General features: G+C 67.6%; 18 protein-coding genes. 3 read left to right on the plus strand and 15 right to left on the minus strand.

Going from position 1 to position 22,842, the window contains the following annotated elements:
* Positions 1–375: 375 nt before the first annotated feature.
* Entirely contained in the window at positions 376–765 is a 390-nt protein-coding gene (locus tag ACZ59A_RS01265; protein WP_470951969.1) for a hypothetical protein, read from the minus strand.
* A 938-nt stretch (positions 766–1,703) separates the two neighbouring features.
* The gene (locus tag ACZ59A_RS01270) at positions 1,704–1,889 is read right to left on the minus strand and encodes a hypothetical protein (RefSeq protein WP_470951971.1); all 186 of its coding nucleotides are present in this window, start codon (positions 1,887–1,889) and stop codon (positions 1,704–1,706) included.
* 403 nt (positions 1,890–2,292) lie between these two features.
* Between ACZ59A_RS01270 and ACZ59A_RS01275 the strand changes: the two genes are divergently transcribed.
* Entirely contained in the window at positions 2,293–3,633 is a 1,341-nt protein-coding gene (locus tag ACZ59A_RS01275; RefSeq protein ID WP_470951973.1) for a tetratricopeptide repeat protein, read from the plus strand.
* 63 nt (positions 3,634–3,696) lie between these two features.
* Here the strand turns inward: ACZ59A_RS01275 and ACZ59A_RS01280 are convergent, their stop codons facing one another.
* From ACZ59A_RS01280 to ACZ59A_RS01295, 4 genes are all read right to left on the minus strand, one after another.
* Positions 3,697–4,074 (minus strand): hypothetical protein, encoded by a 378-nt coding sequence (locus ACZ59A_RS01280; protein ID WP_470951975.1) that lies wholly within the window; start codon positions 4,072–4,074, stop codon positions 3,697–3,699.
* Positions 4,075–4,543: 469 nt separating this feature from the next.
* Positions 4,544–5,419, minus strand: coding sequence for a hypothetical protein (locus tag ACZ59A_RS01285; protein ID WP_470951977.1), 876 nt, complete (start codon positions 5,417–5,419; stop codon positions 4,544–4,546).
* 518 nt (positions 5,420–5,937) lie between these two features.
* Positions 5,938–7,686, minus strand: a complete 1,749-nt coding sequence (locus ACZ59A_RS01290) for a recombinase family protein (protein WP_470951980.1) — start codon at positions 7,684–7,686, stop codon at positions 5,938–5,940.
* 185 nt (positions 7,687–7,871) lie between these two features.
* Complete coding sequence (locus tag ACZ59A_RS01295; RefSeq protein ID WP_470951983.1) at positions 7,872–8,669, minus strand: S1 family peptidase; 798 nt, start codon at positions 8,667–8,669, stop codon at positions 7,872–7,874.
* Positions 8,670–8,823: 154 nt separating this feature from the next.
* On the opposite strand from ACZ59A_RS01295, the gene ACZ59A_RS01300 reads away from it, so the two are divergent.
* Positions 8,824–9,711, plus strand: coding sequence for a hypothetical protein (locus tag ACZ59A_RS01300; protein ID WP_470951986.1), 888 nt, complete (start codon positions 8,824–8,826; stop codon positions 9,709–9,711).
* A 48-nt stretch (positions 9,712–9,759) separates the two neighbouring features.
* Complete coding sequence (locus ACZ59A_RS01305; protein ID WP_468041786.1) at positions 9,760–10,233, plus strand: PPOX class F420-dependent oxidoreductase; 474 nt, start codon at positions 9,760–9,762, stop codon at positions 10,231–10,233.
* A 108-nt stretch (positions 10,234–10,341) separates the two neighbouring features.
* Here ACZ59A_RS01305 and ACZ59A_RS01310 read toward each other — a convergent pair whose 3' ends face one another.
* From ACZ59A_RS01310 to trpC, 9 genes are all read right to left on the minus strand, one after another.
* Complete coding sequence (locus ACZ59A_RS01310) at positions 10,342–11,802, minus strand: glutamate synthase subunit beta (RefSeq protein WP_470951989.1); 1,461 nt, start codon at positions 11,800–11,802, stop codon at positions 10,342–10,344.
* On the minus strand, positions 11,795–16,339 hold the full coding sequence (gene gltB, locus ACZ59A_RS01315) for a glutamate synthase large subunit (RefSeq protein ID WP_470954561.1): 4,545 nt from the start codon (positions 16,337–16,339) through the stop codon (positions 11,795–11,797). The genes ACZ59A_RS01310 and gltB overlap by 8 nt, the downstream gene beginning before the upstream one ends.
* Before the next feature lie 304 nt (positions 16,340–16,643).
* Positions 16,644–17,375, minus strand: a complete 732-nt coding sequence (locus tag ACZ59A_RS01320) for a VIT1/CCC1 transporter family protein (RefSeq protein ID WP_470951992.1) — start codon at positions 17,373–17,375, stop codon at positions 16,644–16,646.
* Between the two features lie 175 nt (positions 17,376–17,550).
* A complete protein-coding gene (gene lgt, locus ACZ59A_RS01325; RefSeq protein ID WP_470951994.1) occupies positions 17,551–18,522 on the minus strand; it encodes a prolipoprotein diacylglyceryl transferase in 972 nt (323 codons plus the stop codon).
* Between the two features lie 72 nt (positions 18,523–18,594).
* Entirely contained in the window at positions 18,595–19,371 is a 777-nt protein-coding gene (locus ACZ59A_RS01330; RefSeq protein WP_470951996.1) for a DsbA family protein, read from the minus strand.
* A gap of 233 nt (positions 19,372–19,604) precedes the next feature.
* Positions 19,605–20,420, minus strand: coding sequence for a tryptophan synthase subunit alpha (trpA, locus tag ACZ59A_RS01335; RefSeq protein ID WP_470951999.1), 816 nt, complete (start codon positions 20,418–20,420; stop codon positions 19,605–19,607).
* On the minus strand, positions 20,420–21,655 hold the full coding sequence (trpB, locus tag ACZ59A_RS01340; RefSeq protein ID WP_470952002.1) for a tryptophan synthase subunit beta: 1,236 nt from the start codon (positions 21,653–21,655) through the stop codon (positions 20,420–20,422). Before trpB ends, trpA begins: the two co-directional genes overlap by 1 nt.
* A 222-nt stretch (positions 21,656–21,877) precedes the next feature.
* A complete protein-coding gene (gene trpM / locus ACZ59A_RS01345; protein ID WP_398300732.1) occupies positions 21,878–22,015 on the minus strand; it encodes a tryptophan biosynthesis modulator TrpM in 138 nt (45 codons plus the stop codon).
* A 7-nt stretch (positions 22,016–22,022) separates the two neighbouring features.
* Positions 22,023–22,832 (minus strand): indole-3-glycerol phosphate synthase TrpC, encoded by an 810-nt coding sequence (gene trpC / locus ACZ59A_RS01350; protein ID WP_468041773.1) that lies wholly within the window; start codon positions 22,830–22,832, stop codon positions 22,023–22,025.
* Positions 22,833–22,842: the final 10 nt, after the last annotated feature.

The following is a 22,842-nucleotide window of genomic DNA, read 5'->3' on the forward strand; positions in this document are numbered from 1 at the left end:
ACGGGCGACCAGGACGGGATTTCCCCGCCCGGCGATACGGGGATGCGCGCGGGCAGGAGTTGAGGGGCCCGGCTTCCCCTCGTCCCGCTTCGGGGGGGGGCGGTCACCCAGTGCGGGGCCTACGGGTTGCCGTCGGCGTGCACGCAGGGGTTCTCGCAACTGTCGTCGCAGTTGTGCGTGTTTTGGCGCACGTGCCGATCGGTCAAGTCACCTTGACGTGTCGCCGGAGTGCTCGACGGGCGCACGTCCCTGCTGTTCGTGGCCGCATTGAGCGTGTGTCGCCTGGTGGTCATGTACTTCGTTCCTGTTCGTCTTCAGTGTGTTGTGGCCTATTCGGCCATTCGTCGGAATGCTCGGTCGGTGACTCTGGGTGGTCTAGCGAAACCAGTGCCCGAAATCGCGCATTACCTGTTCCCGCAGTGCTTCGCGTGACGGATCGGTGATTTTCCATGAGTGGTTGACGGGATGACCCAGGTACAGGTGGCAGGTGTTATTCCCGTCATCCGTGGCGACAGCGCACCATTGCGGATGCTCGAACCGATGCCCGCTGTCGTCCCAAAGGATCCAGATGGCTGCGTCGTCCTGGTCCTCAGACCAAATGTGGTCGGCGTGCTCACCTTCGTGGCCTTCGCCTAACTCGCACATGGCGTACGGGCCTAGGTCGCGCAGCGTTTCGAACGGATTCTCGGGCGGGTGGTTGGACTTCAGTAATTCCTTCAAAACACCCTCCAGCGGGAGGGGGGTTATACCAGTGCACTCCAGCACGTCAGCCCTTCCTTACTTGCTCACTTACCAGCAACCGTCGACCGGAAGGGCCTCATTGCCGACGAGGTAACACCTTGCATCGAAATACCCTGCGCCATCGGGCGGCGCGATGAACCAACTTCCTCCTTTTTGCCTGCGAATACACCTCTGCCCCTGCACTGGAAGCGCCCTGCTCCGGATACCGGGAGTCATCTGGGTGTCCGAAGGTCGCGTGAAGGTCCATGTCATTTATGACCACATGAAGCAGCTCAAGACTTTTCTGGCGTCCAGATTCTTCAAGCCTGGAGACCAACGTGGCGCACTGCTCGCAAGAGTTGGGATCAATGGGACCGCTCCGGGGTTCGAGCAGACCGATCTGGGGGTGCACTGTGCGAGATCCTTTCTGGTGGTAACCGCCCCTGCCGGGATTCCGAATAGGACGGGGGAGCCCCTGTATCAGTACGTCCGGCAGGGACGGAGCTAATCATTCTCCAGCGCGACGGCCGTTGGGCCATGAGGACCTGAGAATGCCTCTGAGGATCTGACGCCTCGCGAATGGCCGTTCGTCGCTGGTATCGCATGTGTGACACGCGAAAGGACACTGCGGAAATTCAACCTTAGGCAGACGCACCACACCCGACTGCGCGTCCTTTATGCCGCCATACGCGGCCCACCAGTCCTCCGCGCTTCCTTCATAGGGCGTCTCCGTGACGCATGGCGCGGAATTCTGACCCGTTTCCTCTGTCATCGCACCCGTCCCCACATTCGCCGCTTGCGGTCTTCTCGTACACGCTCACGAAGTCGGATCATGAGTGGGCTCTCGCTGGCATGGACCCGTGCCGGCCGTTCGTCGGTGGCCGTGCCGATGGCATTGGGGCACTTCGGACTACCGCAGGTGCACGGGGGCCAGTCGAGCGCCGAACGGATCGGGGGATTGCGACGCTCGGGAAGGTCGGGGCTCACCACTCCGGCTCCCAGCGCCCACTGTTGAAATGCGGCACGTACGGCGGTGCGGGGTCGGTGTCCCAGAAGATCGGAACGCGATCTTCAACCGGGACGCGAGGGATGGGGAAGGTGGGCCGGTCGTCGTTCACGTCGAACCATGCGTGCGGGGTACGCGCCAGGTAGGACGCTGGCGGCGGCATGGGTACGAGCCTGGCCCCGGTCGGGAACGTCCGGGGCGGACCGGCCTCCGACTCCGACCGCATGAACCCATGGGATAAGCCTGGGGCGCTGGCAGCGAGGTAGGCCGCGCTGTGCCTCCCCGGGGATGTGATGATCAATTGCCGCAGTCTCCGCAGCACGGATCGGGCGGTACCCTTCCGCATGTTGACGCTCCTAGTAAGCGTTGGCCATGCCCCCGGGCCGTGTGCAGCGGTCGCGGGGGTCTTGTGTCGCGTATCTGCCCTCAGCGCCTGTGAAGCGGCATCGTGAGAGTGATCTGTGCACGTACAAGGCAACCGCTCCACAACAGGGGGCGGTACCGTGGCAGCGCTAGCAGCTTTTAAGAGCTTTAAGCGCTCGCCAACGCTGGGGAGTTGAGGATCAGTGAAGACTCCGGAGCCGAACACATCTCTTGATCGGCTGTACCGCGAGACCGGGTGGACGCTCCGTCAGTTGGTCCAGGCCGTGAACCGTGTGGGGACCGAGCAGGGCACGCCACTGAAGTACCGGGAACCGTCCGCCCATCAGTGGCTGCGGGGACACATGCCGAAGGAACCTGCGCGGCCGGTGATCCTTGAGGCGCTTTCCCGGAGGCTGGGCCGCCCGGTCTCCCACGCGGAGGCAGGCTTTCCACCCCCGTCGAATCAGTCGAATAGCCATCCGAGTACGGTGGAAGGGCTAATCGATCTGGGGAGACAGGACATGAATCCATCACGGCGTGGTGTGCTGGGTGCCAGTCTATTTTCTGTCGCTTTGACCGTCCCCAATTGGCCTGATGTCGTCGGGCGCATGGAAGCCGCTCAGACCGGCCAGGCCCAGCGCATAGGGATGTCAGAGGTCGATATGGTCATCGCGATGACTGAGCGAATCTCAGAACTTGATGACCAGTTCGGTGGACGGCACGCGCGCCCTATGGCTGCGGCGTTCCTCGTGAACACTGTTGTTCCATATCTGCGCTGCGACACTTCTGAATCGGTGCGTAAAGCGATGATGTCGGCAGCCTCCGACCTCTGCTACTTGACCGGCTACATGGCTGTTGATGAGGGAGTTCATGGGCTGGCTCAGCAGTATTATCTAAAGGCGCTAGAGCTTGCCGGGGCGGCGCAAGACCACCTGACGTACTGCACGACCCTGCGGGGAATGAGCGTTCAGGCTGTTGATTTGGGGCACGGCAGAGCGGCTATTCGGCTGGCTGATGCTGCCGCTGCCGTGTCTCCGCACGCAGGTCCGCGAATGCGTGCTTTTCTTGCCGGGCAACAGGCGCACGCCTCTGCCCAAATTGGCGATCGAGATAACGCGATAACGTATCTCCGGGAAGCGGAGGTGGCGATGGAGCGGGCCGAATCCAGGGAAAAGGCATTCGGATCATACGACCCCTCCGCCTTGCACTATCACATCAGCCATGTACGGCATGAACTCGGCGATGCGCAAGGAGCCGTGGACTCCATGAAGGAGTCGGATCGGTTGTGCTATGACGTCTACCGTCGATCGAGGGTAAAAGAGCGTGCCACTCTAGCCGAATTCCAGCTGAAAGTTGGACATCTGGAGGCAGCATGCGAGACGTGGAATGGGGCGTTGGAGGAGTACCCCTGGGTGCAGAGCGGGCGGGTCGACGAACGCATTCGAAGGATGTTCAGGCTCATCCGTCCACATCTTAGGAATCATGCCGCTCACGCACTTTACGAGCATGCAAAGCTCGTCACCCCGGCGTCACTCATGGCATGACACAAACGGAAACGTGAAAGCCCCGTGCCAGCCCGAGAAAGGCTGGCACGGAGACGGAACCTGTCAGCTCACCTCATCTGGCAAGGTGTCGAGTGTGCGGCCGTGGTCATCCTGCAAGGCTGGCAGAAATGCCGCCCATCCGTGGACGAGTTCAAAGCTGACCTTGAATCCCAGCGATTCCAGCCACGCGGATAGCGCCCGTCCGCGTGCGGCGCTTGCCAGCATGAGCAAGTATCGGGCATACATGTGGTCGTAATTCTCGGGGAACCGCCGTCCCTCACCCCAGACACGGAAGTTGGTCATGGCCAGACGTTCGGCGTCGGGATGTTCGAAGAGAACCGCTAGCACGTCCTCCTGCGCCGGGGTATCAACCGCGAGGAGCGCCGCTATGCGACCTTTCAGCGTTCCCTGGTGGCGTCGCCGCCCTTTTGTCTTCGCCATGGGTTACCGGACTCCCCATCGCGCTCGGGCCATGGCACGTGCGGCCGTTGAGCGGTCGGCCACAGACAAAGCAGTCTCGGCAGTTTCCGCGTCGGGCATCACAGTCTTGATGATGGCCCATGCTGCGGCACGTTCCCGGCGGGACTCTGGAACGGCGGGGTTGATGACCATTGTTCCTCGCGTTCCGGGAATGAGAACACCATGATCGGATATCACTGCGTCGCATTCGGCGGCTCGGTCCAAGTGCTCTCCGGCCAGGCGTAGCGCTTCCTCGCACCATTCGTCAGGTTCGCAGACTTCACGGAATAGCATGACCAACCGTGCTCCCGCGCTGTTTCCCTCTGGCATGTCACCTCCTTTGGAGTGGCCGACGTGCACGCGCACGCCTCTTCCTGCGCACGCATAGAGTCAGCTGCTATACGCTTGCGGTCCGGGTAGCCAGCCGAGGGGGGTGCACCCCCAGCCGTTCTCAATGATCCTTAACGAACCCCTTGAAAGTAGGTCGCAATTTGCGCGCCGTCTCCGGAGCCATGTCGGCTCGAACTTCGTAGGAAGAGATCACCTTTCCTTCGCAGCGTTCGCGGAGTTCGGCGGCTCGCAACTTGTACCCATCCTCACCGTCCAGATGACCCAATGACATTCGCTCTCGCTCCCACAATGGCGGATGCGCGCTCAACTGCTCCTTTGTCATGGTGGTCCAGCGTCCTGAATGCACGGGGTCATTGGTGTTGACGACGCGGGATAGTGAATCCCATGCATTATCCACTTCAGTTACGAGGCGGAAGAATTCTCCCTCAGGGGGTGCGCCACGCTGGCCGGTGAACCCTAGCTTCTGCGCGATCATCCCAAGGAAGTTGATTGTTCCACGCCACGATTTGTACGTCTGCCGGGCTGCCTCCAGGTGACTCTTTGCTTCCTCCTGCATTCCTTCGAATCGGTCAAGCAGAGTGGTCCGCCATTCACTCAACATCTCCGGATCATCCGCCAGCTTCCGATACGCGCGACGCGTATACTCAGCTACAGATTTAGCGGCCTCTATCTCGAAAGCCTTGTCCTGCCGCATGGCTCGATAGTCGACAGGCTTATAGGGCTTAGGTTTCGGGCCGCCTCGGACATGCGAAAGATGCGCCTTACGCTGTTCCTCCTCCTGATGTTTCATCTTCGAACCGAGTTCGATGAATTCGGAATAAAGATCCTCGCAGTGCTCTACAGCTTCCTGCCACTCGTCCCACGCATCATGCGCCGATTTCGGGGCCGACTCAGGATGCCATCGACGGTCAACAGTGTTGTTGACGTCGTTCAGCATGCGCGAGACATGCCTTTCCAGGTCGTCGTACTCCTGCATTCGTTCACCTCTCGCAGCGGGTGTTGGCAGCATGCGCGACGAACTCAGTGATTCGACGTATGACTACTGCCCCTACTCACGTGGGAGCTGGAGGGGTTCACGGTGCGACGGCGCACGGGTGACGGAAGTGGTGACGAGTGACGAAACAGAGGTGGGGTCGGGGTTGAGTTCACACAGGCCGAAGGTGCGACTCCCGTAGAGTCGATTGGGACCTAGCGTCATTTCGTCACTCGTCACCCCTAGAATGACACTGGGTATAGCACTCAGCTACGCCACGTACAAAGAGGGCCGTCCATCAAGTAGTCCGCTGTTCCATACGGCTTTTCGCTGCTGTCGAGCCGATGTGGCGCGTTTCACGTGCCACGGTTCCGGCCGCGTGAGCAAGGGCCAGTGCCGGTACGTGTCCGGAACAGGGTCCGTGTGGTGGTGCTCCTCGCTCTGTGCAGCGCCCAGACACACGAACGGCCCGCCACCGGAGTTTTCCCCAGTGGCGGGCCGCGAACGGGGCTCAGGCGGGCTTACGCCGCTGCCTGAGCGTCAATCTCCCACTTGTGCAGGCGTGTCACGCTCCCCTCATGCACGTGCCGGTTCTCGCTCTCTGCCTCCTCGCGGATCGCACGGAGTTCGTCCGCTGCTTCCTGGAAGGACGCTTCGCGTATCTCGAAGCTCACGCGGGACTCGTCCAGTGTTCGCCATCCGCCGCGCGTCCCCTTCCGCACCACTAGCCGGGCGCCCGCGTCCAGGAGCATGTGACGCTTCCTTTGATCATCTGCCACCGCCCATTCGTCGGCGATGGTGCGGCCAGTCGGCGTGAGTTCGCGCTTCTCTTCAACCTTCGGTGTGCTCTCCAACACCGCCAACCTGTTGTCGAGAGCGTCAGCCCTTTCCTGCCAAGCCTCCCGGGCCGCCTTGGACTTCTGCCGCCCTTCTTGTTGCTGGTGTTCCTTGTACTCCGCCAGTGTGGCCGCAATCTCTGGGGCAGGATCGTAGCCGGGCGTGATCACCATCTTTTTGACTTCAAGACCGCCAACCGCCGCCAAGAACTCTCGCTCAACGTACTCTTCAACCCAGTCCGCCCGAATGACGACAGGAGCGGGGCACACAATGCCCGTCAGGTGCGCAGTGCATTTATAGCTGGCACGCTGTACGCCCTTCCGTTTGTTGGCCATGTGATACATACGGCTTTCACACCCCGCGCAGTGGATGACGCGCAACAGCTTGGATTTCTGATCATGACGGTCGTGCGGCCCAAGCTTCCTGTCCTCAAAGAGCGCCCCGATACGATCGAACTCCGCGCGGGTGAGAATGGGCTGAGTGGTCAGCATGACCGGCGCGCCCTCACTGTCTCGTACCGGCTTGCCGTCGTGCATCTTCCACCCGATAAGACTCGGTGAAGTGAGTACCTTACGGATCACAGACGGCACCCAGTTAAAACGCTCCCGCACCGTGGTCTCACCCTTGGCGCCGCCGGTCTTTCCTCCGGTCTTTCGCCCAGCCTTAAGGGACCAGTTATCGCGCGGTGTTGGAACCTTCTCCGCCCTGAGTTCCTGGCACAGCTTGTTGATCGTCTTCCCGTCCAGCAGATCCCGGATGATTCGTTCAATGACCTTGACCGCATCGGGGTCAGGGACGAGCGTCTTGCCGATTCCGCCGTGTTCCTGCGGCATGTCGGCGATCATGTATCCGTACTTGGGCCGCCCGCCCTTCCAGCGGAGCGGCATCATGCGCAGAGCAGCCTGAGCCCCGATAACACGATCTTTGATACTCATCGCCTCGACCTGGGCGGCGAATGCGAACATGAGCATCATGAGTTCCGATACCGGGTCCATCGGGTTCCGGAAGTCGAAAACGAGCCTGCCACCGCCGCCGACACCCTCAGCGAACACCAGCATTTTCTTGTGTTCACGTGCCCATTTGGCGAGGTCGTGCATGTCGCTCATGGATCGCAATGCGCGATCAAAGCGCCACCAGACGAGGGCGTCGAAGTCGTCAGGCTTGGCCAGCCACGTGCCCAGTTCCGGACGGTCGAAGGGGCCCACCTTGGACGCGCTCACGTCCAGGTCGACAGCTTCCCGCCCGTCGAAGTCGATGCCGAGCGCTTCGGCTGCCTGGTCGTCTGCGTCGCGCTGACGCTCCGGTGAGGTGGTCTCGTCCGTGTGCACAGAGAGGCGCACGGCTCGAACGCCCCTCAGCCGCGTAGTCGTACCCATGCCCTCCGGGGAGCGCACAGGGTGCTCTGTCTCGCTGACCAGCGTTGATGCCGCCATGACCGGGGTTCCTCCAGAACGCTAGTTCTGGAGCGATCGGAGATCCGGCCGGGCACCCGTTCTGCATCTGCTACGGCCAGCTGTGACACGGCGGCTATGACGCGGCGAAGATGACGCTGCGGCTATGACGCGGACCCGGCGCGCACCGCCGCGCCGGGTCCCGCTCCTGCCGTGGTGCCGGGGGATCAGCCGCCGAGCTGGGCCGCGGCGGTCTTGATGTTCTGGGCGAAGGTGCTCACCTCGGTGTAGACACCGGGCTTGCCGGGCCGGGCGCAGCCCTCGCCCCAGCTGACGATGCCGACCTGGATCCACTGACCGGCGTCGTCCTTGCGGAACATCGGGCCGCCGGAGTCGCCCTGGCAGGTGTCGACGCCGCCGGTGGACATCTTGCCCGCGCAGATCTCCTCACCCGCGACGAGGTCGCTGTACGCCGACTTGCAGGTGGCGTCGTCCACGAACGGCACGCTGGCCTTGAGCAGGTAGCGCTGCTGGCCGCCGCCCTCGGTGGCGGCGCCCCACCCGGCGACGGTGAAGTCGCCCTTGTTGTACGCCGTGGTCTCGGCGATCTTCAGGGTGGGCTGGTTGATGGGCTGGGCCAGCTTGATGAGGGCCCAGTCCTTCCCGGTGCCGTTGTAGCCGGGGGCCTGGAGGACACGGGTGGACTTGACCTTGGTGGCGCTGGAGCTCTGGAGGTCGACGACGCCCGCGGTGGCGGTGATGGAGGTGTTGGCGCCGCTGCCGTTCACACAGTGGGCGGCGGTGAGCACGATGTCCTGGGTGTAGAGCGCGCCGCCACAGCCCATGGAGAGCCGGACCATGAAGGGGAATTCACCCTGGGCGGCGCGGGTGCCGCCGACGACGGAGGGGCCGGGCTCGGGGCCGGTGGGCTGGGCTGTCGCGGTGCCGGGCATGAGGCTGAACGCGGTGAGGGCGACCGCGCCGAGGGCCGCGGATCTCTTCAGGTGCTTCAGTGCGTTGCGCAACGGAAGTCCTTTCGTGGGGGGTTGCACATAAAAATGTCAGGCCCATGCCAAACGACAGGACCTGCCCATGCCCTGCGATTATGTGAAGTCAGCGAACTGTCTGACAAGAGTGGCGTTCCGGCCAAGCGCACGTCACCGCCCGTACAGTGGGCACGTGGCGGCACCGGGCAGCGACATCGAACACGGCTATCCGCACCTGGACATGGTCCGGGCCTCGCTCACCGCGCTCTACCGGCGGCTGTCGCGCGACACGGTCGACACGTTCGGGCTCAGCGTGGTCCCGGGCGATGTGGCCTTCGCCGACCAGGACGACCTGCACCTGGGCGTTCAGCGGGTGGCCCGAGTGATGGTGCAGCACATGCGGCTGCCGGACGCCCGGATGATCGTGAGCTTCCGCGAGATGCGGCACGCGGGGAACGTGGAGCTGGCCGCGGGGCCGGAGTACTTCATCGAGCTGAACTCCCGCTTCAAGACCCACCGCCGCGACATCGGGGCGGCCCTCGCCCACGAGGTCACCCACGTGTATCTGCACCGCCTCGATCTGACGTTCCCCGGCACCCGCGACAACGAGATCCTCACCGACACCACCGCCGCCTACCTCGGCACCGGCTGGCTGCTGCTCGACGCGTACCGCCAGTCCGCGGTCACCAGCCAGAAGCTGGGCTATCTGACGCCGGAGGAGTTCGGCTACGTCCTGGCCAAGCGGGCCCGGCTCTTCGACGAGGACCCGTCCCCCTGGTTCACCAGCCCGCAGGCGTACGAGGCGTACGCCAAGGGGCGGGAGCTGGCCCAGCGCGACGAACAGCAGCCGCCGCTCGCCGCGGCCGGATGGGCGGGCCGCCGCCGGTACGCCAAGGACCGCCGTTCGGCCCAGTCCGGCCACCCCTCCCCCACCGGGGGCGACTACGCCTTCGAGGGCGGCCCGCCGCTCAGCGTGTCGTTCCCCTGCCCCACCTGCCGCCAGCGCATCCGGCTCCCGGTGCGCGGCAGGCTGCGGGCCCGCTGCGGACTGTGCCGTACGGTCCTGGAGTGCGACACCTGACGGACCGGGGCGGCTCCGGGGCGCACCGGACGTCGTACGCTCGCGTGCATGAGCCCCTCCATCGCCACCAACACCCGCGTCGCCCTGGACGAGCTGCTGGAGTTCGTCCGCCCGCGCCACCGCGCCATCCTGATGACCCGCCGGACCGACGGCTCCCCGCAGGCATCCCCGCTGACCTGCGGCGTCGACGACTCGGGCCGTATCGTCATGTCCACCTACCCCGAGCGCGCCAAGGTCCGCAACGCCAAGCGCGAGGCGGCCGTCAGCCTGATCGTGCTGTCCGACGAGTGGAACGGCCCGTGGGTCCAGATCGACGGCACCGCCGAGGTGATCGACACCCCCGACTCGGTCGAACCGCTGGTCGAGTACTACCGCAACATCGCCGGGGAGCACCCGGACTGGGACGAGTACCGCTCGGCGATGCGCAAACAGGGCAAGTCGCTGATCCGGGTCACGCCCGAGCGCTGGGGCCCGGTCGCCACCGGCGGCTTCCCCGCCCGGCTGGTGGAGGACGAGGGCTGACTCCCCCGACGCTCGAACGCCACGCGGCGCCCTCCCCCGGTCGGGTGGGGGAAGGCGCCGCGCGGCCGGTCCGTACGCCGTTGTACGGGCGGAGACCTGGAAGAACCGTCAGACCATGAGGGCCCGGTCCGTGGGGCGGATCGGGGCGGGCAGGGCGCTGGCCCCGGCCAGGTAGCGGTCCACGCCGCGCGCCGCGGAGCGGCCCTCGGCGATGGCCCAGACGATGAGCGACTGGCCGCGGCCCGCGTCACCGGCGACGAAGACGCCGTCCACGTTGGTGGCGAAGTCGGCGTCGCGCGCGACGTTGCCGCGCTGGTCCAGCTCCAGGCCGAACTGCTCGACGAGGCCGTTCTCCCGGTCGGTGCCGGTGAAGCCCATGGCCAGGGTGACCAGCTGGGCCGGGATCTTCCGCTCGGTGCCCGGCTTCTGCTCCAGCTTGCCGTCCACGAACTCCACCTCGATCAGGTGCAGCCACTGGACGTTGCCGTCCTCGTCGCCCTCGAAGTGGGTGGTGGAGACGGAGTAGACCCGCTCGCCGCCCTCCTCGTGCGCCGAGGTGACCTTGTAGAGCATCGGGAAGGTGGGCCAGGGCTGGCCCGCCGCGCGCTCCTCGCCCGGCTTGGGCATGATCTCCAGCTGGGTGACGGAGGCGGCGCCCTGCCGGTGGGCGGTGCCGACGCAGTCGGCGCCGGTGTCACCGCCGCCGATCACGACGACGTGCTTGCCCTCGGCGGTGATGGGGGGCGTCGTCAGGTCGCCCTCCTGCACCTTGTTGGCGAGCGGCAGGTACTCCATCGCGAAGTGGATGCCGTTCAGCTCGCGGCCCGGGGCCGGGAGGTCGCGGGAGGTGGTGGCACCGGCCGCGATGACGACCGCGTCGTACCGCTTGCGCAGCTTCGCGGCGTCGATGTCGCGCCCGATCTCCGTCTCGGTGCGGAACTTGGTGCCCTCCGCCCGCATCTGCTCGATGCGGCGGTTGATGTGCCGCTTTTCCATCTTGAACTCGGGGATGCCGTAGCGCAGCAGCCCGCCGATGCGGTCGGCCCGCTCGTAGACGGCGACCGTGTGTCCGGCCCGGGTCAGCTGCTGGGCGGCGGCGAGCCCCGCCGGGCCCGAGCCGATGACGGCGACGGTCTTGCCGCTGAGCCGCTCGGGGGGCTGCGGGGTGACGTCGCCCGAGTCCCACGCCTTGTCGATGATGGTGACCTCGACGTTCTTGATGGTCACCGCGGGCTGGTTGATGCCGAGGACACACGCGGACTCGCACGGGGCGGGGCACAGCCGCCCGGTGAACTCCGGGAAGTTGTTGGTCGCGTGCAGACGCTCGCTGGCCTCCCGCCAGTCCTCCCGGTAGGCGTAGTCGTTCCACTCGGGGATGAGGTTTCCGAGCGGACAGCCGTTGTGGCAGAACGGGATGCCGCAGTCCATGCACCGGCCGGCCTGCTTGCTGATGATCGGCAGCAGCGAGCCGGGGACGTAGACCTCGTTCCAGTCCTTGACCCGCTCGTCCACCGGACGGGTCTCGGCCACCTCACGGCCGGTGGTCAGGAAGCCCTTGGGGTCAGCCATTGGTCGCCGCCTCCATCATCTTCTCGTGGGTCGCGGACTCGGAGAGTCCGGCTCGCTCGGCGGCGTCCTTGGCGGCGAGCACGGCCTGGTACGTAGCGGGGATGATCTTGCTGAAGCGGGCGAGGGCGCAGTCCCAGTCGTCGAGCAGCGCGGCCGCGACGGTGGAGCCGGTCTCCTCCTGGTGGCGGCGCACGGCGTCGTGCAGCGCCCGCTTGTCGGTGTCGTCCAGCTCGCCGACGGCGTCGCGGAGGTCGACGTTGACGTTGTCCGGGTCCAGGTCGATGACGTACGCGATGCCACCGGACATCCCGGCCGCGAAGTTGCGCCCGGTCGGGCCGAGGACGATCGCCTGGCCGCCGGTCATGTACTCGCAGCCGTGGTCGCCCACGCCCTCGGAGACCACGGTCGCGCCCGAGTTGCGGACACAGAACCGCTCGCCGACCTTGCCGCGCAGATACAGCTCGCCGCCGGTCGCGCCGTACGCGAGGGTGTTGCCCGCGATGGTCGAGTACTCGGCGAGGTGGTCGGCGCCCCGGTCCGGGCGGACGATCACCCGGCCGCCGGACAGGCCCTTGCCGACGTAGTCGTTGGCGTCGCCCTCCAGCCGCAGCGTGACACCGCGGGGCGAGAACGCGCCGAAGGACTGACCGGCCGAGCCGGTGAAGGTGATGTCGATCGTGTCGTCCGGCAGGCCCGCGCCGCCGAACTTCCGCGTCACCTCGTGGCCGAGCATGGTGCCGACGGTCCGGTTGATGTTGCGGATCGCGACCTGGGCCCGGACCGGCTGGGCGGCCTCGGCGGAGTCGGCGTTGAGCGCGTCCGCCGCGAGCTTGATCAGCTCGTTGTCCAGGGCCTTCGCCAGGCCGTGGTCCTGCTCGACCACCTGGTGGCGGACGGCGCCCTCGGGCAGCTCGGGGACGTACAGCAGCGGACCGAGGTCCAGGCCCTGGGCCTTCCAGTGCTGTACGGCGCGGCCGGTGTCCAGCAGCTCGGCGTGGCCGATGGCCTCGTCCAGCGTGCGGAAGCCCAGCTCGGCGAGGAGCTCGCGGACCTCCTCGGCGATGAACTGGAAGAAGTTGACCACGTACTCGGCCTGGCCGTTGTAGCGCTCGCGCAGCACCGGGTTCTGGGTGGCGATGCCGACCGGGCAGGTGTCCAGGTGGCAGACGCGCATCATGACGCAGCCGGAGACGACCAGCGGCGCGGTCGCGAAACCGAACTCCTCGGCACCGAGCAGCGCGGCGATCACCACGTCGCGGCCGGTCTTCAGCTGGCCGTCGGTCTGCACGACGATGCGGTCGCGCAGCCCGTTGAGCAGCAGCGTCTGCTGGGTCTCGGCGAGGCCGAGCTCCCAGGGGCCGCCCGCGTGCTTGAGCGAGGTGAGCGGCGAGGCGCCGGTGCCGCCGTCGTGGCCGGAGATCAGCACGACATCGGCGTGCGCCTTGGAGACACCCGCGGCGACCGTGCCGACGCCGACCTCGGAGACCAGCTTGACGTGAATGCGCGCCTTGGGGTTGGCGTTCTTCAGGTCGTGGATCAGCTGGGCGAGGTCCTCGATGGAGTAGATGTCGTGGTGCGGCGGCGGGGAGATCAGGCCGACGCCGGGCGTCGAGTGCCGGGTCTTGGCCACCCACGGGTACACCTTGTGGCCGGGCAGCTGGCCGCCCTCACCGGGCTTGGCGCCCTGCGCCATCTTGATCTGGATGTCATCGGAGTTGACCAGGTATTCGCTGGTCACGCCGAAGCGGCCGGAGGCGACCTGCTTGATGGAGGAGCGCCGCGCCGGGTCGTGGAGCCGCTCCGAGTCCTCGCCGCCCTCGCCGGTGTTGGACTTAGCCCCCAGCTGGTTCATGGCGATGGCCAGGGTCTCGTGCGCCTCCTGGGAGATGGAGCCGTACGACATGGCGCCGGTCGAGAACCGCTTGACGATCTCCTCGACCGACTCGACCTCCTCGATCGGGATCGAGGGCCGGTCGCCGTCCTTGAAGGAGAACAGGCCGCGCAGCGTCATCAGCCGCTCGGACTGCTCGTTCACGCGCTCGGTGTACTTCTTGAAGATGTCGTAGCGGCGCGCGCGGGTGGAGTGCTGCAGCCGGAAGACCGTCTCCGGGTCGAACAGGTGCGGCTCGCCCTCGCGGCGCCACTGGTACTCGCCGCCGATCTCCAGCGCGCGGTGCGCGGAGGGGATACCGGTGGCCGGGTACGCCTTGGCGTGCCGGGCGGCGACCTCCTTGGCGACGATGTCCAGGCTCGCGCCGCCGATCTTGGTGGTGGTGCCGTGGAAGTAGGTCTCCACGAACGCCTCGTCCAGGCCGACGGCCTCGAAGACCTGGGCGCCGCGGTAGGAGGCCACGGTGGAGATGCCCATCTTGGACATCACCTTCAGGACACCCTTGCCGAGCGCCTTGATCAGGTTCTTGATCGCGGTCTCGGCCTCCATCCCGGGCAGGAACGTTCCGGCGCGGACCAGGTCCTCGACGGACTCCATCGCCAGGTACGGGTTGACGGCCGCGGCACCGTAGCCGATGAGCAGCGCGACGTGGTGCACCTCGCGCACGTCGCCCGCCTCGACCAGCAGCCCCACCTGGGTGCGCTGCTTGGTGCCGATGAGGTGGTGGTGGACGGCGGAGGTGAGCAGCAGCGAGGGGATCGGCGCGTGCTCGGCGTCCGAGTGGCGGTCGGAGAGCACGATCAGCCGGGCGCCGTCCTCGATGGCGGCGTCCGCCTCGGCGCAGATCTCGGCCAGCCGCGCGGCGAGCGCGTCACCGCCGCCGCTTACCCGGTAGAGACCGGACAGGTTGGCGGCCTTGAGGCCCGGCATGTCGCCGTCGGCGTTGATGTGGATGAGCTTGGCCAGCTCATCGTTGTCGATCACCGGGAACGGCAGGGTGACGCTGCGGCAGGCGGCCGCGGTCGGCTCCAGCAGATTGCCCTGCGGGCCCAGCGAGGAGATCAGCGAGGTGACCAGCTCCTCGCGGATCGCGTCCAGCGGCGGGTTGGTGACCTGCGCGAACAGCTGGGTGAAGTAGTCGAACAGCAGCCGCGGCCGCTCGGAGAGAGCGGCGATCGGCGAGTCCGTGCCCATCGAGCCGATCGGCTCGGCACCGGCCTTGGCCATCGGCGCGAGCAGGACCCGCAGCTCCTCCTCGGTGTAGCCGAAGGTCTGCTGGCGGCGGGTGACCGAGGCATGGGTGTGCACGATGTGCTCGCGCTCGGGCAGGTCCGCCAGGTCGATCAGCCCGGCCTCGAGCCAGTCGCCGTACGGCTGCTCGGTGGCCAGCTCGGCCTTGATCTCGTCGTCCTCGATGATGCGGTGCTCGGCGGTGTCCACCAGGAACATCCGGCCCGGCTGCAGCCGCCCCTTGCGGACCACCTTGGCCGGGTCGATGTCCAGGACGCCGACCTCGGACGACAGCACGACCAGCCCGTCGTCGGTGACCCAGTAGCGCCCCGGCCGCAGACCGTTGCGGTCCAGCACGGCGCCGACCTGGGTGCCGTCGGTGAAGGTGACACAGGCCGGGCCGTCCCAGGGCTCCATCATCGTGGAGTGGTACTGGTAGAAGGCGCGCCGGTCCTGGTCCATCGAGGGGTGGTTCTCCCACGCCTCGGGGACCATCATCAGCACCGAGTGCGGCAGCGAGCGGCCGCCGAGGTGCAGCAGCTCCAGCACCTCGTCGAAGGTCGCCGAGTCGGAGGCGTCGGGCGTACAGAGCGGGAAGATCCGGTCCAGGCCCTTGTCCCCGAACAGGTCGCTGACCAGCTGGGATTCGCGTGCCCGCATCCAGTTCCGGTTACCCTGGACGGTGTTGATCTCACCGTTGTGGGCGACGAAGCGGTACGGGTGGGCCAGCGGCCAGCTCGGGAAGGTGTTCGTGGAGAACCGGGAGTGGACCAGCGCGATGGCCGTGGCGAAACGGCGGTCGGACAGATCCGGGAAGAACGGCTCCAGCTGACCGGTGGTCAGCATGCCCTTGTATACGAGAGTGCGGGAGGACAGCGACGGGAAGTAGACGTCCGCCTCGCGCTCGGCGCGCTTGCGCAGCACGAACGCCTTGCGGTCCAGGGCCAGCGCGCTGCTGGTCCCGTCCGCGACGAACAGCTGGCGGAAGGCGGGCATGGTGGTGCGCGCGCCGTTGCCCAGCAGCTCGGGCGCGACCGGCACCTCGCGCCAGCCGAGGACGGTCAGCTCCTCCTCGGCGGCGATCCGCTCGATGTGCTCCGCGGCCTCGTCACCCGCTGCCTCGGGCAGGAACCCGATGCCCACGGCATACGAACCGGCCTCGGGAAGCTCGAAGTCGGTCACGTCCCGCAGGAAGGCGTCCGGGACCTGTACGAGGATGCCCGCGCCGTCGCCCGAGTCGGGCTCCGAGCCGGTGGCTCCGCGGTGCTCCAGGTTCCGTAGCACGGTGAGAGCCTGCTCAACGAGCTCGTGGCTGGCCTCGCCGGTGAGGGTCGCCACAAAACCGACGCCACAGGCGTCGTGCTCATTGCGCGGGTCGTACATCCCCTGGCGGGCGGGGTGGGATGCGGAACGCATCGGCTCTCCCGTCGTCGTCATGGCATTTTGCGTGTGCCGAGGGACGACGTTGGCCCTCCGCGAAAGAATTTCGTGCAGGTTACATGATGAGCTGGTTCTCGGGAAGTGGATATTCCGTTTCACCATGCGGACACCCCTGCACGGGGGTGAGTCGGGCGATGGGGACTGTTCGACCACCGTCGCCCCGGCGCGAGACGGGCCACACTGCCCGAGCGCTTCGGCTTTATGCCCGCTGGTAAACGGATCGAAACCGTCGAGTAACAGCGTAGTTATGCGGTTACTCGTATGAGAGACGCCCGCGAGGTCAGCCTACGGCCGTGCCGAAGAAGAGGCCCAGGGCATACGTCACACCCGCCGCCGCCCCGCCCAGCGCGAGCTGCCGCAGCCCGCTGAACCACCAGGGCCTGGCCGTCACCCGGGCCACCACCGCACCGCAGGCGAACAGCCCGATCAGCGCCAGCAGCACCGCGGGCCACAGCGCCACCGCGCCCAGCAGATACGGCAGCACCGGCAGCAGCGCGCCCAGGGCGAACGAGCCGAACGAGGACACCGCGGCGACCAGCGGCGACGGCAGGTCGTCGGGGTCCACGCCCAGCTCCTCGCGGGCGTGTATCTCCAGCGCCTGCTCCGGATCCCTCGACAGCTGCGCGGCCACCTCGCGGGCCAGCTCCGGCTTCACGCCGCGCGACTCGTACAGCGCCGCCAGCTCCGCCATCTCGTCCGCCGGATGCTTGCGCAGCTCACGCCGCTCGACCTCCAGCTCGGCCTCGACCAGCTCGCGCTGGGAGGCGACGGAGGTGTACTCACCGGCCGCCATCGAGAACGCACCGGCGGCGAGGCCCGCCAGCCCGGTGATCACGATGGTCTGCCGGTCCACGGCCCCGCCCGCGACGCCGGTCATCAGCGCGAGGTTGGAGACCAGCCCGTCCATGGCCCCGAAGACGGCCGGGCGCAGCCAGCCGCCGTTCACATCGCGGTGGGTGTGGTTGTCGCGGTGTGCGATGTGCGGTGCTTCGGTGCTGTCGATGACGGACATGATCTGACGTGCTCCCTTCGCGGGCGCGGACCTGTCGCCCGCCCCCAGTGACTCGAAGGTAGACACGTCATCCCCGGTCCCGCCAGCAAGGAAGGCCGAACTTACCCTTCTGACCTGCACAAACGTAAAGAGGCCGCCGAAACCCGAGGGGTTCGGCGGCCTCGCTGCGTACGCGTCAGGACTTCTTGGTGGCCTCAGCCTCGGCCTCAGCCTCGACAGGAGCCTCGGACTCAGCCTTCGCCTCTGACTCGGCCTTCGCCCCGGACTTCGCCTCCGACTTCGGCTCGGCAGGAGCTTCCGCGTCCTCCGCGGCCGCGCCGTCCTCCACCGCCAGGGCCTCGACGGCCTCTTCCCGTCCGGGGGCCTTCTTCGCGGAGATCACCAGGTACGCCACCGCACCCAGGAAGACCACGATCGACGTCCAGTCGTTGAGCCGCAGGCCCAGGATGTGGTGGGCGTCGTCCACCCGCAGATACTCGATCCAGAAGCGGCCCACGGTGTACGAGGCCACATAGAGGGCAAACGCCCGGCCATGCCCCAGCTTGAAGCGGCGGTCCGCCCAGATCACCAGCAGGGCCACGCCGACGCACCACAGCGACTCGTAGAGGAACGTCGGGTGGTACGTACCGGCGACGCGCCCCGTGTCCGGGTCGGCGTCGATCTTCAACGCCCACGGCACGGTGGTCGCCTTGCCGTACAGCTCCTGGTTGAACCAGTTGCCCCAGCGGCCGATCGCCTGGGCGAGGGCGATACCGGGCGCGATGGCGTCCGCGTACGCCGGGAGCGGGATCCCGCGGCGGCGGCAGCCGATCCAGGCACCCAGCGCGCCCAGCGCCACGGCTCCCCAGATTCCCAGGCCGCCCTGCCAGATCTTGAAGGCGTCGACCCAGTCCTTGCCGTCCGTGAAATACAGCTGGTAGTCGGTGATGACGTGGTACAGCCGCCCCCCGACCAGGCCGAAGGGCACCGCCCACACGGCGATGTCGGCAACGGTGCCGACCTGGCCGCCGCGGGCGACCCAGCGCCGCCCACCGAGCCAGACGGCCACGAAGACGCCGATGATGATGCAGAACGCGTAGCCGCGCAGCGGGATCGGACCGAGGTAGATCACGCCGGAAGACGGGCTGGGAATGTAAGCGAGTTCCATGACAGGGTCGACGCTACCGTGCCGGGCGGCCAATACGGCAACCTGCCCGGCACAACGTGTGGATAACGGGTCTCAGCCCCTCGCCGCCGCGGCGACCATGCGCTTCAGCTTGTTGGGCGACAGCGGGGTCTTCGGACCGTAAATCGACTTCCCGTCGAGCAATACGGTCGGGGTCGAAGCGAAACCGGAACGGTTGAAGTCGGCGTGGGACTTCCTGACCCACGCGTCGTGCCGGCCGTCCTCGACGCACTTCCGGAACGCCGTCGTGTTCAGCCCGGGGACCTTGTCCGCCAGCCGGATCAGCCGGGTGTTCTTCGCGTACGCGTCCCGGGTCTCCTCCGGCTGATTCCGGAACAGCACATCGTGGTACGCCCGGAACTTCCCCGCGTCCTGGGCACACGCGGCCGCGTTCCCCGCGCGCACCGAGCCGGTGCCGCCCAGATTGCCGTCGATGATGGCCACGAGGTGGTACTCCACCCGCATCCGGCCGCGGTCCTCCAGCTGGTTCACGGTCCGGTGGAAGACGTCCTCGAACTGCTTGCAGCCCGGGCAGCGGAAGTCCTCGTACACGGTCATCGTCGCCGGAGCGCCGCGCTTCCCGGCCGGGACGACCAGATCGCCCTTGCCCGTCGCGCCCCGCGGCGGCTCGGCGGAGCTGCCCGACTTCCCCGAGTCCTGCTGCGCCTTGGTCGCGAACACGCCCACGCCCCCGGCCACCGCGAGGACGGCGACCACCGCCCCGACCACGCCCAGCGTCCGCTTGCGCTTGCCGCGCGCCGCATCCTTCTCGCGCTGTTCCCGCAGTCGCTCCCGGGCGCTGCGCTTTCCCTCACGGTTTTTCTGGCTCACGCCCTCGCTTAACGAGGCGGAGGGGCACCGCTCAGCCCCTCCGCCCCGTATTCCCTCGAACGAGGGACGAGGCCCTGTCCGGCGGATCTTCGCGGGCCCACGACGCCTGGCACGGCACCTCGCCGCGTTGCCGGGATCGCCCGAGTACGACCCGGTACGAGGACGACCCTCCGCCTTGCGATGTACCGCACCAGACGCCGCGGGCTGATCCACGAAGATCCGCCGGACAGGACCTAGCGAGCGACGCGGACGCCCTCCGCCAGCTCACCCGCGAGCCGGCGCACGCCGTCCAGCCCGGCTTCCGGGCTCTCGGCGTCCAGCAGCCGCTTCACAAAGGCGGAGCCCACGATGACCCCGTCCGCGAACGCGGCGACCTCGGCCGCCTGCGTGGGGTTCGACACCCCGAGCCCCACGCACACCGGCAGCTCGGTGGTCGCACGGGTGCGCGTGACCAGCTCGCGCGCCTCCTGCCCCACCGATTCCCTCGTTCCGGTGACGCCCATCAGGGACGCCGCGTAGACGAAACCGCTGCCCGCCGACGTGATCTTCGCCAGCCGCTCGTCCCGGCTGCTCGGCGCGACCACGAAGACCGTGGCCAGGCCGTGCTGCTCGGCGGCCTTCCGCCACACCTCGGACTCCTCGACCGGCAGGTCCGGCAGGATGCACCCGGCGCCGCCCACGGCGGCCAGATCCGCGGCGAACCGCTCGACGCCGTACCGGTCGACGGGGTTCCAGTAGGTCATGCACAGGATCGGCGCACCCGTCGCCGCGTGCACCTCGCCGACCGTACGGATGACGTCGCGGATCTTCACCCCGCCCTTGAGGGCGATGTCGTCCGCGGTCTGGATCACCGGCCCGTCGAGCACCGGGTCGCTGTGCGGCAGCCCGACCTCGACGACGTCACAGCCGCCCTCGATCATGGCGGTCATCGCGGCGACCCCGCCGTCCACGGTCGGGAAACCGGCGGGCAGATACCCGACGAGCGCCGCGCGCCCCTCGTCCTTGGCCTTGGCCAGTACGGACCCCAGCAGCTCCAGATTCCCGGCCATCACTTGGCTCCCTCGTCGTACAGCCCGAAATACCGCGCCGCGGTGTCCATGTCCTTGTCGCCCCGCCCGGACAGGTTCACCAGCACCAGTCCCTCGCTGCCCAGCTCGCGCCCGAGGTTCAGCGCACCGGCCAGCGCATGGGCGCTCTCGATCGCCGGGATGATGCCCTCGGTCTGCGACAGCAGCCGCAGCGCCTGCATCGCCTCGTCGTCCGTGACGGCCCGGTACTCGGCCCGCCCGACGTCCTTCAGATAGGCGTGCTCGGGCCCGACCCCGGGGTAGTCCAGACCGGCCGAGATCGAGTACGGCTCGGTGATCTGCCCGTCCTCGTCCTGCAGTACGTAACTGCGCGACCCGTGCAGAATCCCGGGCTCGCCCTGGCTCAGCGTCGCGGCGTGCTCGCCGGACTCCACGCCGTGCCCGGCGGGCTCGAACCCCACGATCCGCACGTCCTGGTCGCCCAGGAACGCGTGGAACAGCCCGATAGCGTTCGATCCGCCGCCCACGCACGCCGCCACCGCGTCCGGCAGCCGCCCGGTCCGCTCCAGGATCTGCCGCCGCGCCTCCACGCCGATCACCCGGTGGAAGTCCCGCACCAGCGCCGGGAACGGATGCGGCCCGGCCACGGTCCCGAACAGATAGTGCGTACGGTCCACATTGGCGACCCAGTCGCGGAACGCCTCGTTGATGGCGTCCTTCAGCGTCCTGCTGCCCGACTTCACGGCGATGACCTCGGCGCCGAGCATCCGCATCCGCGCCACGTTGAGCGCCTGCCGCTCGGTGTCGACCTCGCCCATGTAGATCGTGCATTCGAGGCCGAACAGCGCACACGCGGTCGCCGTGGCCACCCCGTGCTGGCCCGCGCCGGTCTCGGCGATGACCCGGGTCTTGCCCATGCGCTTGGTGAGCAGGGCCTGCCCCAGCACGTTGTTGATCTTGTGCGATCCGGTGTGGTTCAGGTCTTCCCGCTTCAGGAAGACCCGCGCACCGCCGGCGTGCTCGGCGAACCGCGGCACCTCGGTCAGGGCGCTCGGCCGCCCCGTGTAGTTGACCAGCAGGTCTTCCAGCTCGGCGGCGAAGGCCGGGTCGGTCTTCGCCTTCTCGTACTCCGCGGCGACCTCATCGACCGCGGCGACGAGCGCCTCGGGGATGAACTTGCCGCCGAACGCACCGAAATACCCCTCGGTGGTGGGGACCTGACCCTCGGGGTCCGGAATGAAAAAATCAGAGGACATCAGACGTACTCCGCGAAGTCGTGAGGAACGGAACGGGCCACCGGACGGATGGCCGCCGACGAGACGGGAGGGCACGGGGGTCGCGAAGGGTGGGGCCCCAGACGCCGGCATGGCTATGCGGCACCGTGGACCTCGCGGCGTCAGCGCATGCGACCACGCATACGGCAACGCGGCGTCAGCGCACCGACGACACACCCCGGCGCACCCGGCGACACCCCGTGATCAACGCCATCGGCGCCCGTTGACCTGCCCCGGCTCGCATCCGATGTGATACCGCACGCGACGCCCCCGCACCCGCCGAGCGGGTGCGCGGCAACCCCGGGGGCGGCACCCCCGCGCCAGGCGCGCGTACACGTCCATGATCCGTTCAGTCCCGCCCGTGCCGCAGCGCCGGGTGCGCGCCGGCCGCCACCAGATCGGCGACCGCGCCCTTCGGGTCCCGCCCCGTCACCAGGGACTCCCCGACCAGCACCGCGTCCGCGCCGTCGTTCGCGTAGGCGATCAGGTCGTGCGGTCCGCGCACACCCGATTCCGCGATCTTGACGATGTGGTCCGGGATCTCCGGCGCGACCCGCGCGAAGTTCCCCCGGTCCACCTCAAGCGTCTTCAGGTTCCGCGCGTTGACGCCGATCAGCCGCGCCCCGGCGGCCACGGCCCGCTCGACCTCATCCTCGTCGTGCACCTCGACCAGCGGGGTCAGCCCGATCGACTCGGCCCGCTCGATCAGCGAGACCAGGGCCTCCTGCGGCAGGGCGGCCACGATCAGCAGCACCACGTCGGCGCCGTACGCCCGCGCCTCCCACAGCTGGTAGGAGGTGACGATGAAGTCCTTCCGCAGGACCGGGATGTCGACCTTGGCCCGGACGGCCTCCAGGTCGGCCAGCGATCCGCCGAAGCGCCGCTGCTCGGTGAGCACGCTGATGAGCGACGCGCCGCCCGCCTCGTAGTCGGCGGCGAGCGCGGCCGGGTCGGCGATCGCGGCGAGCGCGCCCTTGGACGGGCTGGACCGCTTGACCTCGCAGATCACCTTGACGCTGTCGCCCTTGAGCGCCGCCACGCCGTCCTTCGCCGGCCGGGCCTTGGCCGCCCGCTCCTTGAGCTCGTCGAGGGTGACGCGCGCCTGCCGCTCCGCGAGGTCGGCACGAACACCGTCGATGATCTCGTCGAGCACACTCACGCGAGCGGCC

The sequence above is a fragment of the Streptomyces sp. NPDC040405 genome (assembly GCF_055595765.1).

Coding starts and splice junctions, on each gene's coding strand:
- ACZ59A_RS01270 (WP_470951971.1), bottom strand. CDS start 1,889: ATGCCGCCGCCAGCGTCCTACCTGGCGCGTACCCCGCACGCATGGTTC.
- ACZ59A_RS01280 (WP_470951975.1), bottom strand. CDS start 4,074: ATGGCGAAGACAAAAGGGCGGCGACGCCACCAGGGAACGCTGAAAGGT.
- ACZ59A_RS01285 (WP_470951977.1), bottom strand. CDS start 5,419: ATGCAGGAGTACGACGACCTGGAAAGGCATGTCTCGCGCATGCTGAAC.
- ACZ59A_RS01290 (WP_470951980.1), bottom strand. CDS start 7,686: ATGGCGGCATCAACGCTGGTCAGCGAGACAGAGCACCCTGTGCGCTCC.
- ACZ59A_RS01305 (WP_468041786.1), top strand. CDS start 9,760: ATGAGCCCCTCCATCGCCACCAACACCCGCGTCGCCCTGGACGAGCTG.
- ACZ59A_RS01310 (WP_470951989.1), bottom strand. CDS start 11,802: ATGGCTGACCCCAAGGGCTTCCTGACCACCGGCCGTGAGGTGGCCGAG.
- gltB (WP_470954561.1), bottom strand. CDS start 16,339: ATGCGTTCCGCATCCCACCCCGCCCGCCAGGGGATGTACGACCCGCGC.
- ACZ59A_RS01320 (WP_470951992.1), bottom strand. CDS start 17,375: ATGTCCGTCATCGACAGCACCGAAGCACCGCACATCGCACACCGCGAC.
- lgt (WP_470951994.1), bottom strand. CDS start 18,522: ATGGAACTCGCTTACATTCCCAGCCCGTCTTCCGGCGTGATCTACCTC.
- trpA (WP_470951999.1), bottom strand. CDS start 20,420: ATGGCCGGGAATCTGGAGCTGCTGGGGTCCGTACTGGCCAAGGCCAAG.
- trpB (WP_470952002.1), bottom strand. CDS start 21,655: ATGTCCTCTGATTTTTTCATTCCGGACCCCGAGGGTCAGGTCCCCACC.
- trpM (WP_398300732.1), bottom strand. CDS start 22,015: ATGGACGTGTACGCGCGCCTGGCGCGGGGGTGCCGCCCCCGGGGTTGC.